Below are 15,437 nucleotides of genomic sequence, written 5' to 3'. Positions count from 1 at the left end.
TTGATAATGATAGTAATTATCGTTATCTATCTTATTTAGCTATGTTAGCATGTGCGGCCATGGAATTGGTACAAAAGAAACCATTAAGGCTTTGTAATGACCCGACAATCCTGGCTGCTCAATCTGAGCCTGCTGAAGACTCATCCGGCGTTTCGTGCTGTTTTTATTGCCCGTTTTATCTCCATTTTATCCCTTGGCCTGCTCGGCGTGGCCGTACCGGTGCAAATCCAGACGATGACCCACTCCAGCTGGCTGGTGGGGCTCTCTGTCACCCTGACCGGCGGGGCGATGTTTATCGGGCTGATGGTGGGCGGGGTGCTGGCGGATCGCTACGAGCGTAAAAAGCTGATCCTGCTGGCGCGTGGCACCTGCGGGGTGGGTTTTATCGGTCTGTGTCTGAACGCGATGCTGCCGGAGCCGTCGTTGATCGCCATCTATGCCCTCGGCCTGTGGGACGGCTTTTTTGCCTCGTTAGGGGTGACGGCGCTGCTGGCGGCGACACCCGCGCTGGTGGGGCGCGAAAACCTGATGCAGGCAGGCGCCATCACCATGCTCACCGTGCGCCTGGGATCGGTGATCTCGCCGATGGTCGGCGGCCTGCTGCTCGGCACCGGCAATGTCGCCTGGAACTATGGCCTGGCGGCGGCAGGCACCTTTATTACCACTTTAACCCTGCTGCGCCTGCCGCTGCTGCCGCCTCCGCCGCAGCCGCGTGAGCATCCGCTTAAGTCGCTGCTGGCGGCGATCCGCTTTTTGTTCAGCAATCCGCTGATTGGCGGCATCGCCCTGCTGGGCGGGCTGCTGACGATGGCGAGCGCGGTGCGGGTGCTCTATCCGGCGCTGGCGATGGAGTGGCAGATGAGCGCGTCGCAGATTGGCCTGCTGTATGCCGCCATCCCGCTGGGGGCGGCCTTTGGCGCGCTGACCAGCGGCAACCTGGCGCAGAGTGCCCGTCCGGGGCTGATGATGCTGCTGGCGACCCTGGCCTCGTTTATTGCGATCGGTTTCTTCAGCCTGATGCCGGTCTGGGCGCTGGGGGCGATCTGCCTCGCGCTGTTCGGCTGGCTGAGCGCGATCAGCTCCCTGCTGCAGTACACCCTGATCCAGACCCAGACCCCGGAAGCGATGCTCGGTCGCATTAACGGCCTGTGGACGGCGCAGAACGTGACGGGGGATGCGATTGGCGCGGCCATTCTCGGCGGGCTGGGGGTGATAATGACCCCGGTGGCCTCGGCCAGCAGCAGCGGATTTGTGCTGGCGATGGTGGGGGCGATACTGCTGGTGGGCCTGGCGGAGTTGCGCCGGTTCCGGCAGGAGCCGACAGTTATTGAAGAAGTATAATGGTTGGGTTTTGTAGGCCGGGTAAGGCGTAGCCGCCACCCGGCAAAAGCGCCCGGCGGCGCTGCGCTTGCCGGGCCTACGGGGTCACAGCCCTTTATTTAAATAATCCCTCTAAACGCCCTAACACCCGCATCGCGCTGAAATAATCCAGACGGAAGGTCTCGGTACCCAGCGCCCAGACGCGTTTGTTTTGCACCGCCGGCAGATGGGCGAGCAGCGGGTTGGCGTAGATCGCGTCCACATCCTTCTGATCCCCGGCAAACAGGAACAGCCCTTCGCCGTTCAGCCCGGTCGCCAGGTTTTCTCCCCCTAACTGCACGATATCGTGGCGCTTACCCTGGCTTTGCGACGGGTTCAGCCCGGTGGGCAGGGTGGCGAGGGAGAAGCCCAGCTGTTGCAGCAGCTTGCCCTGCGCCGACTCGGCGGTCCACAGGTTGGCGCTGTGGGCGGCGGCGGTGTAAACGATGGCATTCACCGGCTGCGGAGGCTGCTTCAGCTGCTGCTTCACCCGGGTAAGCTGCGTATCAAACTCGGCAATCCGCGCGGCGGCCTGCTTCTCCTGGCCGGTAATCGTGCCGAGCTGGGTCAGCAGCGCCTGCCAGCTTTTGTCGTCGTAGTTGATCACCAGCGTCGGGGCAATGGCCGAGAGCTGATCGTACAGCGCCACCGCAGAATCCCCGCCGGTGGCGCTGACCAGGATCAGGTCCGGCATCTGGGCAGCAACGGCTTCGGCACTCGGTTCACCAATGTACAGCCGCGCGAGCTTACGCTGTTTGGCTACCTCGCCCCACTGGCGCAAAAAGCCCTGATCGTCCGCCACCCGGTTGTTCGGGGTAGTGGCACCGCTGGCGATCACCGGGGCGTCAATCGCCAGCAGCGAGCCGGTGAGGGTCACGCTGGTGGAGACAATCCGCGTCGGTTTGCTCGTAAGCGTGTGGGTTCCATGGCTATCCGTGACCTGACGCGGCCAGTCGGCGGCCAGCGCTGAGGTTAATCCTGAAAGTAAAAGTCCTATTAAAAGCAGGGTGTTGCGACAGACAGCGGGCAGTTTCACTAAGGGGCATCCTGTTTTTGTTGAAGTTAATGCTTCTCATTTTCATAAATGAGCCCCAGGGATGCAAGCGATAGTCGCACAAGTTGCGCTGTAGGCGGTTGACACCATCGCGCTCTGGGATTAGGTTAGCCAGCGAAAATATAAATGATAATAATTCTTACTGCTTTTATCATTTCAGGAGGATGATATGGATACGTCACTGGCTGAGGATGTTCAGCACACCGCGACCCGGCTGCACAAAGACAGCTTCTTTTTTATGTCGCCTTACCGCAGCTTTACCACGTCCGGCTGCTTTGCCCGCTTTTCTACCCCCGCCGTGGGCGGCGACGATCCGGCCAGCGCGTTTCAGCAGCAGCTGGCCCAGGCCTTTGCCGATGCCAAAGCCGCCGGGATCGCTAACCCGGTGATGGTGGGGGCGATCCCCTTTGATACCCGCCAGCCGTCGTCGCTGTTCATTCCGCAAGAGTGGCACAGTTTTGCCCGCCCGGCGCGCCAGCAGTCTGCCCGCTATGCCGCTCGCACTGCACCGCTGACGGTGAAATCCCGCACCGAGATCCCGGCCCAGTTAGCCTTCGAAGAGATGGTTGCCCGCGCCGCCGCCCTGACCGCCACCCCGCGCGTCAACAAGGTGGTGCTGTCGCGCCTGATCGACATTGCCACCGACGAGAACCTCGACAGCGGCGCGCTGCTGGAAAAACTGATTGCCCAGAACCCGGCCAGCTTTAACTTCCACGTCCCGCTGGAGGATGGCGGAGTGCTGCTCGGGGCCAGCCCGGAGCTGCTGCTGCGTAAAGAGGGGGCTCACTTCAGCTCCCTGCCGCTGGCCGGTTCCGCCCGTCGTCAGCCGGACGACATGCTCGATCGCGAGGCGGGCAACAAGCTGCTGGCCTCGGCGAAAGATCGCCACGAACACGAGCTGGTCACCCAGGCGATGAAGGCGGTCCTGAGCCCGCGCAGCCATCAGCTGACCATGCCCGCTTCGCCGCAGCTGGTAACTACCCCGACCCTGTGGCATCTCGCCACCCCGGTGGAAGGCGAAGCGCGTGAAGATGAAAACGCCCTGACCCTGGCCTGCCTGCTGCATCCGACCCCGGCCCTGAGCGGCTTCCCGCACCAGGCGGCGAAAGAGCTGATTGCCGAGCTGGAGCCGTTCGACCGCGAACTGTTCGGCGGCATTGTTGGCTGGTGCGACAGCGAAGGCAACGGCGAGTGGGTGGTGACTATCCGCTGCGCGCGCCTTAAGGCCAACCGCGTGCGCCTGTTTGCCGGTGCCGGGATTGTGCCTGCTTCATCGCCGGTCGCCGAGTGGCGCGAAACCGGCGTCAAACTGACCACCATGCTGAACGTTTTTGGCCTGCACTAAGGAGTAACCATGACTATTCCCTTTACCCGCTGGCCCGACGAATTCGCCCGCCGCTACCGTGAAAAAGGTTACTGGCAGGATCTGCCGCTGACGGAGATCCTGACCCGCCACGCCGACAGCGATGCGCTGGCGATTATCGACGGCGAACGTCGCTTTACGTATCGTCAGTTCCAGCAGGCCGTCAATAACCTTGCCTCTGCGCTACAGGCCCAGGGGATCCAGCGGGGCGAAACCGCCCTGGTGCAGCTGGGCAACGTGGCCGAGTTCTACATCACCTTTTTCGCGCTGTTGCAGGTGGGCGTGGCCCCGGTCAATGCGCTGTTCAGCCACCAGCGCAGCGAGCTAAACGCCTACGCCAGCCAGATTGAACCCGCGCTGCTGATTGCCGACCGCGCCCACGGGCTGTTTGACGGGGACGACTTCCTCAACGCCTTTGTGGACCAACACCCTTCCGTGCGCGTGGTGCTGCTGCGCGGCGAAGGGCTGGAGACCGCCATTGCCCGCCCGGCGGAGAATTTTATCGCCAGCCCAACCCCGGCCGACGAAGTGGCGTTCTTCCAGCTCTCCGGCGGCAGTACCGGCACGCCGAAGCTGATCCCGCGCACCCACAACGACTACTACTACAGCATTCGTCGCAGCAACGAGATCTGCGGTATTCACGCGCAGACCTGTTACCTGAACGCCCTCCCGGCGGCGCATAACTTCGCGATGAGCTCCCCGGGCTCGCTGGGGATCTTTATGGCCGGGGGCTGCGTGGTGCTGGCTAATGATCCGAGCGCGACGCTCTGCTTCGGGCTGATCGAACAGCATCAGATTACCGTCACCTCGCTGGTGCCACCCGCGGTCAGCCTGTGGCTGCAGGCCATCGCGGAAGGAGCAGGCAATGCGCAGCTGGCCTCGTTGCAGCTGTTGCAGGTGGGCGGGGCGCGACTCTCCGCCACGTTAGCCGCACGTATTCCGGCGGAGATGGGCTGCCAGCTCCAGCAGGTGTTTGGCATGGCCGAAGGGCTGGTGAACTACACCGCGCTGGACGATGCCCCGGAACGCATCATGAATACCCAGGGCCGCCCGATGTGTCCGGATGACGAAGTCTGGGTGGCTGACGAACACGGCAATCCGCTGCCGCGCGGCGAGGTGGGGCGGCTGATGACCCGCGGCCCGTACACCTTCCGCGGCTACTACAAGAGCCCGGAACACAACGCCAGCGCCTTTGACGCCAACGGCTTTTACTGCTCCGGAGATCTGATCGCCATCGACGAGCAGGGTTACATCACCGTGCAGGGGCGCGAGAAAGATCAGATCAACCGCGGCGGGGAGAAGATTGCTGCCGAAGAGGTGGAAAACCTGCTCCTGCGCCACGAGGCGGTGATCCACGCCGCGCTGGTCAGCATGGAGGACAGCCTGCTGGGCGAGAAGAGCTGCGCGTATCTGGTGGTGAAACAGCCCCTGCGCGCGGTCGAGGTGCGCCGCTTCCTGCGCGAGCAGGGCGTGGCTGAATTCAAACTGCCGGATCGCGTCGAGTGCCTGGAGGCACTGCCGCTGACGCCGGTAGGCAAAGTCGATAAAAAACAATTACGCCTGTGGCTGGCCGAACGGGCGCAGGGCTGAGGAGCAGAAGATGGCAATTCCAAAATTAACCGGTTACGCGCTGCCAGGCGCGGCAGATCTGCCGACCAACAAAGTGAGCTGGACCATGGAGCCCGCGCGCGCCGCGCTGCTGATCCACGATATGCAGGAGTATTTTCTCAACTTCTGGGGCGAAAACTGCCCGATGATGGCCCAGGTGGTGGCGAACATCGCCCGCCTGCGGGACTACTGCAAACAGCACCATATTCCGGTCTACTACACCGCTCAGCCGAAAGAGCAGAGCGATGAGGACCGCGCCCTGCTGAACGATATGTGGGGGCCGGGCCTGACCCGCTCCCCGGAGCAGCAGCGCATTGTCGCGGAGCTGACCCCGGACGAGGCGGACACCGTGCTGGTGAAGTGGCGCTACAGCGCGTTCCACCGCTCGCCGCTGGAGCAGATGCTGAAAGAGACCGGCCGCGACCAGCTGATCATCACCGGCGTGTATGCTCACATCGGCTGCATGACCACTGCCACCGACGCCTTTATGCGCGACATCCAGCCGTTCTTCGTTGCCGACGCGCTGGCGGACTTTACCCGGGATGAGCACCTGATGTCGCTGAACTACGTGGCCGGTCGTTCCGGGCGCGTGGTAACCACCGACGAGCTGCTGCCGTCCCTTCCTGTGTCGAAAGCGGCGCTGCGGGAACTCATCCTGCCGCTGCTGGATGAGTCCGACGAGCCGATGGATGACGAAAACCTGATCGACTACGGTCTGGATTCGGTGCGGATGATGGCTCTGGCGGCGCGCTGGCGCAAAGTGCATGGCGATATCGACTTCGTGATGCTGGCGAAAAACCCGACCCTGGATGCCTGGTGGGCGCTGCTCTCCCGCGAGGTGAAATAATGGCTACGTTCGATTTCGCCGGGAAAACCGTCTGGGTGACCGGGGCGGGGAAAGGCATCGGCTACGCCACCGCGCTGGCGTTTGCCGAGGCGGGCGCGCAGGTGACGGGCTTTGACGTCGCCTTCCCGCAGGCGAGCTATCCCTTTGCCACCGAAGTGCTGAACGTGGCGGACGCGGTTCAGGTCAACGCGGTCTGCGGGCGCTTGCTGGAGGGAATGAATCGTCTGGACGTGCTGGTGAATGCCGCCGGGATCCTGCGCATGGGGGCGACGGACCAGCTCTCGCAGGATGACTGGCAGCAGACTTTTGCGGTCAACGTCGGCGGGGCCTTCAACCTGTTCCAGCAGACGATGGGTCAGTTCCGTCGTCAGCAGGGCGGGGCGATTGTCACCGTGGCTTCCGATGCGGCTCATACGCCGCGCATCGGCATGAGCGCCTACGGGGCCTCGAAAGCAGCGCTGAAAAGCCTGGCCCTGACCGTCGGCCTGGAGCTGGCGGGCAGCGGCGTGCGCTGTAATCTGGTGTCGCCGGGCTCTACCGATACCGACATGCAGCGCACCCTGTGGAAAAGCGACGACGCCGAACAGCAGCGCATTCGCGGCTTTGGCGAGCAGTTCAAGCTCGGCATTCCGCTGGGTAAAATTGCCCGTCCGCAGGAGATTGCTCATACCGTGCTGTTCCTCGCCTCCGATCTCGCCAGCCACATCACCTTGCAGGATATCCTGGTGGACGGCGGCTCGACGCTGGGGGCCTAGATGATCTGGAAACGCCATTTATCTCTGGAGGCGCTGAACGACTCCAGCCAGAACACCCTGGTGGCGCATCTGGGGATCCTCTATACCCGGATCGGTGACGATACCCTCGAAGCCGAGATGCCGGTGGATGCCCGCACGCATCAGCCGTTTGGTTTATTGCACGGCGGCGCGTCGGCGGCGCTGGCGGAGACCCTGGGGTCGATGGCCGGTTTCCTGATGACCCGCGACGGCCAGAGCGTGGTGGGCACGGAGCTGAACGCCACCCATCATCGTGCGGTGTCGCAGGGCAGGGTGCGCGGGGTGTGTCAGCCGCTGCACCTCGGGCGCACCAGTCAGAGCTGGGAGATTGTGGTGTATGACGAGCAGGGACGGCGGTGTTGTACCTGCAGGTTGAGTACCATGGTGTTGGGGTAAGGTGTGCGGTGTTGCCGGGTGGCGGTTTGGGGGTGTTGTAGGCCCGGTAAGCGCAGCGCCACCGGGCATTTCGCGCACCGAGGTAACAACCTCTTGCCGGGTGAAAGTGATCGGCTTAACACTGTTATGTAAATGACTGGTTGGATGTCTGTTTTTCAATGTGGTTGAGTTGTTAAATCTTAAGCGAGTGTTATAGATACAAAATGTAACATCTCACTTCTGCGATGATGGAAACCATATCATGAACAACTCAGGGAAATACCTCATCTGGGCAGGGCTCTCCGTAGTGGGGGCTTTTGCGCTGGGCTATATCGCCCTCAACCGCGGGGAACAGATCAACGCACTGTGGATAGTCGTCGCAGCGGTCTGTATCTATCTGATTGCCTATCGTTTTTACGGTCTGTTTATCGCCCGTAAGGTGCTCTCCGTCGACCCGACGCGCATGACGCCTGCGGTGCGGCATAACGACGGGCTGGACTATGTTCCGACCGATAAAAAGGTGCTGTTTGGTCACCACTTTGCCGCCATTGCCGGGGCCGGGCCGCTGGTGGGACCGGTGCTGGCCGCGCAGATGGGCTACCTCCCGGGGATGATCTGGATCCTCGCCGGGGTGGTGCTGGCTGGCGCAGTGCAGGACTTTATGGTGCTGTTCGTCTCCACCCGCCGCGACGGGCGTTCGCTCGGCGAGCTGGTGAAAGAGGAGATGGGCCCGACCGCCGGGGTGATTGCCCTGGTGGCCTGCTTCATGATCATGGTGATTATCCTCGCGGTACTGGCGATGATCGTGGTGAAAGCCCTGACCCACAGCCCGTGGGGAACGTACACCGTCGCCTTTACCATTCCGCTGGCAATCTTTATGGGGATCTACATTCGCTATCTGCGCCCGGGGCGTATTGGCGAAGTGTCGGTGATTGGCCTGTTCTTCCTGGTATTCGCCATTATCTCCGGCGGCTGGGTGGCCGAGAGCCCAACCTGGGCCCCGTACTTTGACTATACCGGCGTGCAGCTGACCTGGATGCTGGTGGGCTATGGCTTTGTGGCGGCGGTCCTGCCGGTGTGGCTGCTGCTGGCCCCGCGCGACTACCTCTCCACCTTCCTGAAAATCGGCACCATCGTCGGGCTGGCGATCGGCATTCTGATTATGCGCCCGACCCTGACCATGCCAGCGGTAACGAAGTTTATCGACGGCACTGGCCCGGTCTGGTCCGGCAACATGTTCCCGTTCCTGTTTATCACCATCGCCTGTGGTGCGGTCTCTGGCTTCCATGCCCTGATCGCTTCCGGCACCACGCCGAAGATGCTGGCGAATGAGAACCAGGCCTGCTTTATCGGCTACGGCGGCATGCTGATGGAGTCCTTCGTCGCCATTATGGCGCTGGTCTCCGCCTGCATTATCGATCCGGGCGTCTACTTTGCGATGAACAGCCCGATTGCGGTGCTGGCCCCGGCCGGTACGGCAGACGTGGTGGCCTCTGCGGCGCAGGTCGTCAGCGGCTGGGGCTTTAGCATCACCCCGGATACCCTGTCCCAGATTGCCAATGAGGTGGGCGAGCAGTCGATTATCTCCCGTGCGGGCGGTGCTCCGACCCTGGCGGTGGGGATGGCCTACATTCTGCACGGCGCGCTGGGCGGCCTGATGGATGTGTCGTTCTGGTATCACTTTGCGATCCTGTTTGAAGCCCTGTTTATCCTGACGGCGGTGGATGCCGGGACCCGTGCGGCGCGCTTTATGCTGCAGGATCTGCTGGGGGTCATCTCCCCGGGGCTGAAACGCACCGAATCGCTGCCGGCCAACCTGCTGGCGACAGCGCTCTGCGTGCTGGCGTGGGGCTACTTCCTGCATCAGGGGGTGGTCGATCCGCTGGGCGGCATCAACACCCTGTGGCCGCTGTTCGGTATCGCTAACCAGATGCTGGCCGGTATGGCGCTGATGCTCTGCGCGGTGGTGCTGTTCAAGATGAAACGTCAGCGCTATGCCTGGGTGGCCCTGGTGCCAACGGCCTGGCTGCTGATCTGTACCCTGACCGCCGGCTGGCAGAAAGCCTTCAGCCCGGATAACAAAGTGGGCTTCCTCGCGATCGCCAACAAGTTCCAGGCAATGATCGACAGCGGTAAGATCCCGGCGCAGTACACCGAGTCGCAGCTGTCCCAGCTGGTGTTTAACAACCGTCTGGATGCCGGGCTGACCATCTTCTTTATGGTGGTGGTTGTGGTGCTGGCGCTGTATTCTCTGAAGACCGCGCTGGCTGCCCTGAAACAGGACAAGCCAACGGCGAAAGAGACGCCGTATCAGCCGATGCCTGCTAACTATGAAGAGATTGTGACCCAGGCCAAAGGGGCGCATTGAGTACAATGCCGGGTGGCGCTAGCGCTTACCCGGCCTACCATCCCAGTGAGATAAAAGCGATGTTCGATACCCTATCCAAAGCAGGAAAGTACTTAGGTCAGGCCGCAAAAATGATGATCGGCGTCCCGGACTACGACAACTACGTCGAGCATATGCGCGTCAACCATCCGGATCAGACCCCAATGACCTACGAAGCCTTCTTCCGCGATCGCCAGGACGCCCGCTACGGTGCCAAAGGCGGAGCGAAGTGCTGCTAACCCTCTTTTGGCAGATACAGGCTGATTTGTTCTTGCTTACAACCATAGATCGCCGCCAGTTTTTCACGGGTGCGTTTTTGCGGACGGGAGTCGACGGCTTCCAGCTGTGACACGGCGGACTGGCTGATGCCCAGTTTGTCGGCGACGTCCTGCTGAGATAAACCGCGATGAATGCGCCAGGCGGCCTGCAGACTGACGTTTTCGCTATGCATCAGATTGCAGACCTCCCCTGGTAAACCGACGTTGTCATAAATGTCTGATTCATAGGGGATGTCTTCCCAGTCGCTTTCGTCGTCGTCATCGTCATCGTACTCCAGCATGGCTAAGCGCATGCGAAAATACTCGCTGTACGGAATGACGGCATATTGCGCTTTTCCTTCTTCATCCTTAATTAACTGCACAGTCATAGTCCATATGCTCCTCATGAAGATAGGTCGTTGTTGTTCGACGCTTAACGGATACCACGTAACAGGTATCACTTTGCGGATTCTCTAAGGTGTAGATGACCCTGTAATCACCCACTCGCAGTCGATGGTGGTTTTCGGGTGAGGACAATTTTTTGATATCCGCGACGGGAGAGGCGTTGTCATCCAGCCCCGCCAGTTTGGATTCAATACGTTTTCTAAAACGGGGATCAATTTTCGCCAACTGTTTCTCTGCTGTTTTTGACCAGACAATCTTCATCCGTACCTCCACTGTACGCCCGCACAAAATATAAGGAAATAATAAGACTATTAGATAAATTCCGAATGTCTTATGGGGTACTGTAGAGCGGGGTTCGGACAGGAGAAAGCGGCAAAACACGAATTATCGAGGCGGGTCGAAAAGGCCTCTGCCCGGCGACAGAGGCATACAGAATCTTTGCGAGCGAACGTCAGGCGTTCAGACCACCGTCCACGTCCAGCCCGGTGCCGGAGATCTGCCCGGCGGCAGGGCTGGCGAGGAAGGTCACCGCGGCGGCGACATCTTCCGGCTGGCCGTAGTGCCCGGTGGCAATCAGCTGACGCTGGGATGCAGCCTGCTCGCCATCTTCGGGGTTCATATCACTGTTAGTGGGGCCGGGGTGGACCAGATTGACGGTAATGCCGCGCGGCCCGAGGTCGCGCGCCAGCCCGCGGGTCAGGGAGTTAAGCGCCGATTTAGTCATCGAATAGACCGCGATCCCCGGCTGGGCGACGCGGTTAGCCAGACAGCTGCCGATGTTGATAATCCGTCCGCCGTCGGACATATGCACCAGCGCGGCCTGGGTGGCGATCACCACCCCGCGAATATTGACGTTAATCAGGGCATCAATGTCCGCCAGGGTCATGGATTCCAGAGGGCCGCCGCGCGCAATCCCGGCGTTATTGACCAGAATATCCAGCCCGCCCAGGGTGCGCGCCGCATGGGTGACGGCATCCTGAATGGCCTCAGCGCTGGCGCTGTCGGCCTGAACCGCCTCGCTGAGACGCCCCAGCCCGGTAATTTCATCCGCAACGGCCTGGGCTTTCTCGGCGGATTTCTCGTAGGTGATAACCACATCGGCACCCGCCCGGGCCAGCGACAGCGCAATGGCCCGGCCTAATCCACGGCTGGCACCGGTAACCAGCGCCTTCTTACCTGTTAAATCGATCTGCATGATGACCTCGTCGCAAGAGTGATGAGAACCCTCATTAGGTATAGAAGGCGCGTGTCCGGCGTCAATGCGCTTAGCGACTGAGGTTTTCCACTTTCTCGAACGCGGCGCGCAGGATCGCCGGCGTCAGGGCGATCGGCAGGGCGTGAATCGACTCCACCGGGCGCAGGGTATGGGCGATCACCCGATCCAGCTCGTCGCGGTTATTAATGTCCACCGCCAGCTGGCGCAGGGTGGTGGGCAGGTTAAAGCGCTGGTAGGCCGCGACCAGCTCGTGCAGCACCGCGTCCTGGCCGAGCAGGGCGCTCTGCACCAGAATGCCGTAGGCCACCTTGGTGCCGTGCAGGAACTGCGCGGTCTGCGGCAGCACCGTCAGGCCGTTATGCACCGCATGTGCCGCCGCCACGCGGGTGTAGCGTTCCCCCAGTCCGCCAACCATGCCGCCACCGGCGATAATGGCATCCACCACGTCATGAAATTCCCGCGTGACTTCGCGGCGGGTCTGATCCGCCAGCGCCTGCTCACTGTGTTCCAGCAGCACGTCGCGGATCGCCAGCGCCCCGTTAATGCCGAGCCTCACCGTCAGCGGCAGCTCTTCCGGCTGCGGGGCCAGCACCACCGCTTCATACCATTTCGCCAGCGTATCGCCGATCCCCGCCAGCAGGTACTCCGCCGGGGCGTTAAGCACGATCTCCGGCTCGACCAGCACCAGGTAGTTGGCGTCGTCAAAAATCTCAAAGTGCAGCGCCTGCCCGGCATCGTTGTACCACACCGACAGCGGGGTCCAGGCGGCACAGGTGGCGGCGATGGTCGGAATGGCCACCACCGGCAGGCCCAGCCGACGAGCCACCGCTTTGGCGGTATCCAGCAGCGCGCCGCCGCCGACGCCAATCACCACGCTGCGGTCCGGGCCGGAGGCCTCCGCAAGCTGATTGACATCGTGCTCGCTGCAATGGCCTCTGAACAGCAGATGTTTAGCGCCCCCGGCATGGAAGCTCGGCGGCAGGAAGGGTTGAGCCCCGGCAAGGGCGCGTTCGCCGTAGATCCATACCGCCCGGGAGAGCTGTTCCGGGGTGAAAAAAGTGTCCAGGCGGGCAAGGGCCCCGCGGTGGGAGTAGTAGTTGGCCGGGCCGGGAACGACGCGGATATCAGTGTTGCTCATGAGAGTGTCCTTTTTACGAAGCGCTAACCCGATGTTATGGCTAGACATCCAGATGGCTAATACTATTTTGCTTTATCTTATGCTTTTTCCTTCGTTGCCAGCCAGTCCCGGCTGTGAAAAATTCCATAAATCAAAAGATTAATGATAAGGGATCGCAGCGAATGTCAACCAGTCGCCTCGAGATGCGCGGCATCAGCCTGGCTTTTTCTGGCTTTCAGGCACTGTCGCGCGTCGATTTCACCCTGACGGGCGGATCGGTACATGCGCTCACGGGCGCGAACGGTGCCGGGAAATCCACCCTGATGGCGGTGCTGTGCGGCACGCACGCGCGCTATGAAGGCGAAATCAGCATTAATAATCAGATCGTCACCCTTCGCGAGCCGGTGGATGCCAAAAAGCTGGGCATCCATCTGGTACAGCAGGAGGTGGACGTGGCGCTGATCCCCGGTCTGAGTATTGCCGAAAATATCATGCTCGATCATCTGGCGCAGCCGGGGCACCGCTTGCATTGGGGAAGACTGCGCGAGCAGGCCCGGCAGGCGCTGGCCCAGCTGGACGTCACCCTCGACGTGCGGCGCGTCATCGACAGCTGCACCCTGGCGGAAAAACAGCAAATTTTACTGGCGCGGGCGCTGTCCCATCACTGCCGGTTTTTAATTCTGGACGAACCCACCGCGCCGCTGGACGCCCACGAAAGCGAGCGGCTGTTCGCCGTGGTGCGACGCCTGCAGCAGCAGGGGATTGGCGTGGTCTTTATCTCCCACCGCATTCACGAGCTGAAGGCGATCTGCGACACCTTAACGGTGCTGCGCGACGGGAAGCTGATCGAGTCCGGCCCGATGGCGGATCTCAGCGGGGAGGCGATTGTTGAGAAGATGCTCGGCCATCAACTGAGCGATATCTACCCGCCCGCACGACCGCCGCACGGCAACGAAACGCTGCTGCGGGTGGAGGGGCTGCATGACGAAGGGCTGCTGAAGGATATCTCCCTGCACCTGCGCAAGGGCGAAATTCTCGGCATCGCCGGGCTGGCGGGAGCCGGAAAAACCGAACTCTGCAAGGCGCTGTTTGGGGCCAGCAAAAGCCAGGTGGCCCAGGGCGAACTCAATCAAAAGCCGTGGAAACCGCGCGACCCGGCGGACTCTGTGCTGCGCGGGCTGGCGCTGGTGCCGGAAGAGCGGCGCAAAGAGGGCATTTTTATTGATGAGCCGGTGAGCATGAACCTGGCGGTGTCAGCGGATAACAGCTTCTCGCGCTGGAGCCTGTTTGGTCATCGCCAGGCCTGGCGCTGGGCGGAAGAGGTGATCGCCCGGGTGGGCGTGCGCACCCGTGGGCCAGGGCAGGTGCTGCGCCGTCTCTCGGGCGGCAATCAGCAGAAGGTGGCGATTGGCAAATGGCTGCGCGGTAACGCTCAGGTGCTGATCTTCGACGAACCCACCAAAGGGGTGGACGTAAAAGCCAAAACCGATCTGTTCCAGCTGATTGACGGCCTGGCGCGGGAAGGCAAAGGGGTGATTTATGCCTCGGGCGAATTTGCCGAGCTGGTGGGCCTGTGCGACCGCATCTGCGTGCTGTGGGACGGGCGCATCGTGGCGGAACTCGAGGGGGCAGCCGCCCGCGAAGAGACATTACTTTATTATTCAACCGGAGGAACGGCGTCGTGAGCAAGGCCCTTTCAGTGACGGCGGCAGCGTCTGGCCGTCAGCAAATATTCGATTTTCTCTACAAGTGGGGCATGTTGCTGACGGTGGTCGCGCTGGTGGCCGTCTTTGGCCTGGCGTCGGACAACTTCCTCGATCCGAACAACATCATCAACATTCTGCGCTCCATCGCCATCGTGACGGTGATAGCCATCGGCGTCTCCATCTCGCTGACCATTGGCGGGTTTGATCTCTCGGTGGGATCGACCGCCTCGCTGGCTAACGCCCTGGTGATTTCGCTGTTTGTCTGGCACGGCTTCGGCACTACCGAATCCATTCTGATCACCCTGGCGCTCTGCACCCTGGTGGGGCTGTTTAACGCCTTCCTGATCGTGATCCTGCGCATTCCCGACATGCTCGCCACCCTTGCCAGCCTGTTTGTGATCCAGGGCGTGGCGATGACCTACAGCTACGGCGGGTCGATTACCGAAAACATGGTGCTGCCGAGCGGCGACATGGCGGAAGGGACCATCCCGGCGGCGTTTGGCGCGCTGGGGCAGGTGCCGACCATCGTTATTATCATGCTGGCGGTGACCCTGCTGGCGCAGCTGGGACTCTCCCTGACCACCCACGGACGCCGGATGTACGCCATTGGCGGCAACCCGGAAGCGGCGCGCTTGTCCGGGATCCGCACCACCCGTTACAAGGTGGCGGCCTACGTGATTGCCTCGCTGCTGGCGGGCCTCGGCGGCATTCTGCTGGCCTCGCGCATTGGCTCCTCGCAGGTGAATGCCGGGGGTGGCTATCTGATGGATGCGGTGGCGGCGGCGTGGATCGGCTTCTCCCTCGCCGGCTCCGGCAAACCGAACGCGCTGGGCACCCTGGTGGGGGCGGTGATCCTCGGGGTGCTCTCCAACGGGCTGGTGATGCTCTCGGTGCCGTATTACGCCATGGACATTATAAAAGGGCTGGTGCTGGCGATTGCGCTGGCCATCACCTACGTACAAAAACGCTAA

15 protein-coding genes are annotated in these 15,437 nt (G+C 61.7%); 10 read left to right on the top strand and 5 right to left on the bottom strand.

Annotation, left to right across the window (positions count from 1 at the left end; translation table 11 throughout):
- The first annotated feature begins 96 nt into the window (after window positions 1-96).
- The gene (gene entS, locus WFO70_RS11055; RefSeq protein ID WP_337016105.1) at window positions 97-1,341 is read left to right on the top strand and encodes an enterobactin transporter EntS; all 1,245 of its coding nucleotides are present in this window, start codon (window positions 97-99) and stop codon (window positions 1,339-1,341) included.
- 94 nt (window positions 1,342-1,435) lie between these two features.
- On the opposite strand, the gene fepB is transcribed toward entS, so the two are convergent.
- Window positions 1,436-2,395, bottom strand: coding sequence for a Fe2+-enterobactin ABC transporter substrate-binding protein (gene fepB, locus WFO70_RS11050; RefSeq protein WP_337016103.1), 960 nt, complete (start codon window positions 2,393-2,395; stop codon window positions 1,436-1,438).
- A 187-nt stretch (window positions 2,396-2,582) separates the two neighbouring features.
- On the opposite strand from fepB, the gene entC reads away from it, so the two are divergent.
- The 7 genes from entC to WFO70_RS11015 all read left to right on the top strand — a co-directional run bounded on the left by entC (window position 2,583) and on the right by WFO70_RS11015 (window position 10,004).
- The gene (gene entC, locus WFO70_RS11045) at window positions 2,583-3,758 is read left to right on the top strand and encodes an isochorismate synthase EntC (protein WP_337016102.1); all 1,176 of its coding nucleotides are present in this window, start codon (window positions 2,583-2,585) and stop codon (window positions 3,756-3,758) included.
- 9 nt (window positions 3,759-3,767) lie between these two features.
- The gene (gene entE, locus WFO70_RS11040) at window positions 3,768-5,366 is read left to right on the top strand and encodes a (2,3-dihydroxybenzoyl)adenylate synthase EntE (protein ID WP_337016100.1); all 1,599 of its coding nucleotides are present in this window, start codon (window positions 3,768-3,770) and stop codon (window positions 5,364-5,366) included.
- A 10-nt stretch (window positions 5,367-5,376) separates the two neighbouring features.
- Window positions 5,377-6,231 carry an isochorismatase gene (locus WFO70_RS11035; RefSeq protein WP_337016099.1) on the top strand — a complete coding sequence of 285 codons (855 nt, stop codon included), beginning with the start codon at window positions 5,377-5,379 and terminating at the stop codon, window positions 6,229-6,231.
- Window positions 6,231-6,986, top strand: coding sequence for a 2,3-dihydro-2,3-dihydroxybenzoate dehydrogenase EntA (entA, locus tag WFO70_RS11030; protein WP_337016098.1), 756 nt, complete (start codon window positions 6,231-6,233; stop codon window positions 6,984-6,986). The genes WFO70_RS11035 and entA overlap by 1 nt, the downstream gene beginning before the upstream one ends.
- Window positions 6,987-7,400, top strand: coding sequence for a proofreading thioesterase EntH (gene entH, locus WFO70_RS11025; RefSeq protein WP_337016097.1), 414 nt, complete (start codon window positions 6,987-6,989; stop codon window positions 7,398-7,400). It abuts the gene before it with no gap.
- 241 nt (window positions 7,401-7,641) lie between these two features.
- The gene (gene cstA / locus WFO70_RS11020; protein WP_337016095.1) at window positions 7,642-9,747 is read left to right on the top strand and encodes a pyruvate/proton symporter CstA; all 2,106 of its coding nucleotides are present in this window, start codon (window positions 7,642-7,644) and stop codon (window positions 9,745-9,747) included.
- A 59-nt stretch (window positions 9,748-9,806) separates the two neighbouring features.
- Entirely contained in the window at window positions 9,807-10,004 is a 198-nt protein-coding gene (locus WFO70_RS11015) for a YbdD/YjiX family protein (protein WP_032616994.1), read from the top strand.
- Here WFO70_RS11015 and WFO70_RS11010 read toward each other — a convergent pair.
- The 4 genes from WFO70_RS11010 to WFO70_RS10995 form a co-directional block, all read right to left on the bottom strand.
- Window positions 10,001-10,411 carry a helix-turn-helix domain-containing protein gene (locus WFO70_RS11010; protein ID WP_337016094.1) on the bottom strand — a complete coding sequence of 137 codons (411 nt, stop codon included), beginning with the start codon at window positions 10,409-10,411 and terminating at the stop codon, window positions 10,001-10,003. The genes WFO70_RS11015 and WFO70_RS11010 overlap by 4 nt on opposite strands.
- The gene (locus WFO70_RS11005) at window positions 10,392-10,688 is read right to left on the bottom strand and encodes a type II toxin-antitoxin system RelE family toxin (RefSeq protein ID WP_337016093.1); all 297 of its coding nucleotides are present in this window, start codon (window positions 10,686-10,688) and stop codon (window positions 10,392-10,394) included. Before WFO70_RS11005 ends, WFO70_RS11010 begins: the two co-directional genes overlap by 20 nt.
- Window positions 10,689-10,878: 190 nt before the next feature.
- Window positions 10,879-11,622: an SDR family NAD(P)-dependent oxidoreductase gene (locus WFO70_RS11000; protein WP_337016092.1), complete on the bottom strand. Its 744-nt coding sequence runs from the start codon at window positions 11,620-11,622 to the stop codon at window positions 10,879-10,881.
- 70 nt (window positions 11,623-11,692) lie between these two features.
- Window positions 11,693-12,781: an oxidoreductase gene (locus WFO70_RS10995; RefSeq protein ID WP_337016091.1), complete on the bottom strand. Its 1,089-nt coding sequence runs from the start codon at window positions 12,779-12,781 to the stop codon at window positions 11,693-11,695.
- 161 nt (window positions 12,782-12,942) lie between these two features.
- Between WFO70_RS10995 and WFO70_RS10990 the strand changes: the two genes are divergently transcribed.
- Complete coding sequence (locus WFO70_RS10990; protein ID WP_337016090.1) at window positions 12,943-14,445, top strand: sugar ABC transporter ATP-binding protein; 1,503 nt, start codon at window positions 12,943-12,945, stop codon at window positions 14,443-14,445.
- Window positions 14,442-15,437 carry an ABC transporter permease gene (locus WFO70_RS10985; RefSeq protein ID WP_337016089.1) on the top strand — a complete coding sequence of 332 codons (996 nt, stop codon included), beginning with the start codon at window positions 14,442-14,444 and terminating at the stop codon, window positions 15,435-15,437. Before WFO70_RS10990 ends, WFO70_RS10985 begins: the two co-directional genes overlap by 4 nt.

Origin of the sequence: Leclercia sp. AS011 (assembly GCF_037152535.1) — a bacterium.
Classification (GTDB): domain Bacteria; phylum Pseudomonadota; class Gammaproteobacteria; order Enterobacterales; family Enterobacteriaceae; genus Enterobacter.
Note: the sequence above shows the minus strand (reverse complement) of the source record. Positions and strands in the feature narration are given on the sequence as shown.

Excerpts from the sequence above, each read along its gene's own strand:
- WFO70_RS11000 (WP_337016092.1), bottom strand. The coding sequence starts at position 11,622 with ATGCAGATCGATTTAACAGGTAAGAAGGCGCTGGTTACCGGTGCCAGC.
- cstA (WP_337016095.1), top strand. The coding sequence starts at position 7,642 with ATGAACAACTCAGGGAAATACCTCATCTGGGCAGGGCTCTCCGTAGTG.
- WFO70_RS11010 (WP_337016094.1), bottom strand. The coding sequence starts at position 10,411 with ATGACTGTGCAGTTAATTAAGGATGAAGAAGGAAAAGCGCAATATGCC.
- entS (WP_337016105.1), top strand. The coding sequence starts at position 97 with ATGACCCGACAATCCTGGCTGCTCAATCTGAGCCTGCTGAAGACTCAT.
- WFO70_RS10990 (WP_337016090.1), top strand. The coding sequence starts at position 12,943 with ATGTCAACCAGTCGCCTCGAGATGCGCGGCATCAGCCTGGCTTTTTCT.
- WFO70_RS11015 (WP_032616994.1), top strand. The coding sequence starts at position 9,807 with ATGTTCGATACCCTATCCAAAGCAGGAAAGTACTTAGGTCAGGCCGCA.
- WFO70_RS11035 (WP_337016099.1), top strand. The coding sequence starts at position 5,377 with ATGGCAATTCCAAAATTAACCGGTTACGCGCTGCCAGGCGCGGCAGAT.
- entC (WP_337016102.1), top strand. The coding sequence starts at position 2,583 with ATGGATACGTCACTGGCTGAGGATGTTCAGCACACCGCGACCCGGCTG.
- entH (WP_337016097.1), top strand. The coding sequence starts at position 6,987 with ATGATCTGGAAACGCCATTTATCTCTGGAGGCGCTGAACGACTCCAGC.
- entE (WP_337016100.1), top strand. The coding sequence starts at position 3,768 with ATGACTATTCCCTTTACCCGCTGGCCCGACGAATTCGCCCGCCGCTAC.
- WFO70_RS11005 (WP_337016093.1), bottom strand. The coding sequence starts at position 10,688 with ATGAAGATTGTCTGGTCAAAAACAGCAGAGAAACAGTTGGCGAAAATT.
- entA (WP_337016098.1), top strand. The coding sequence starts at position 6,231 with ATGGCTACGTTCGATTTCGCCGGGAAAACCGTCTGGGTGACCGGGGCG.
- WFO70_RS10995 (WP_337016091.1), bottom strand. The coding sequence starts at position 12,781 with ATGAGCAACACTGATATCCGCGTCGTTCCCGGCCCGGCCAACTACTAC.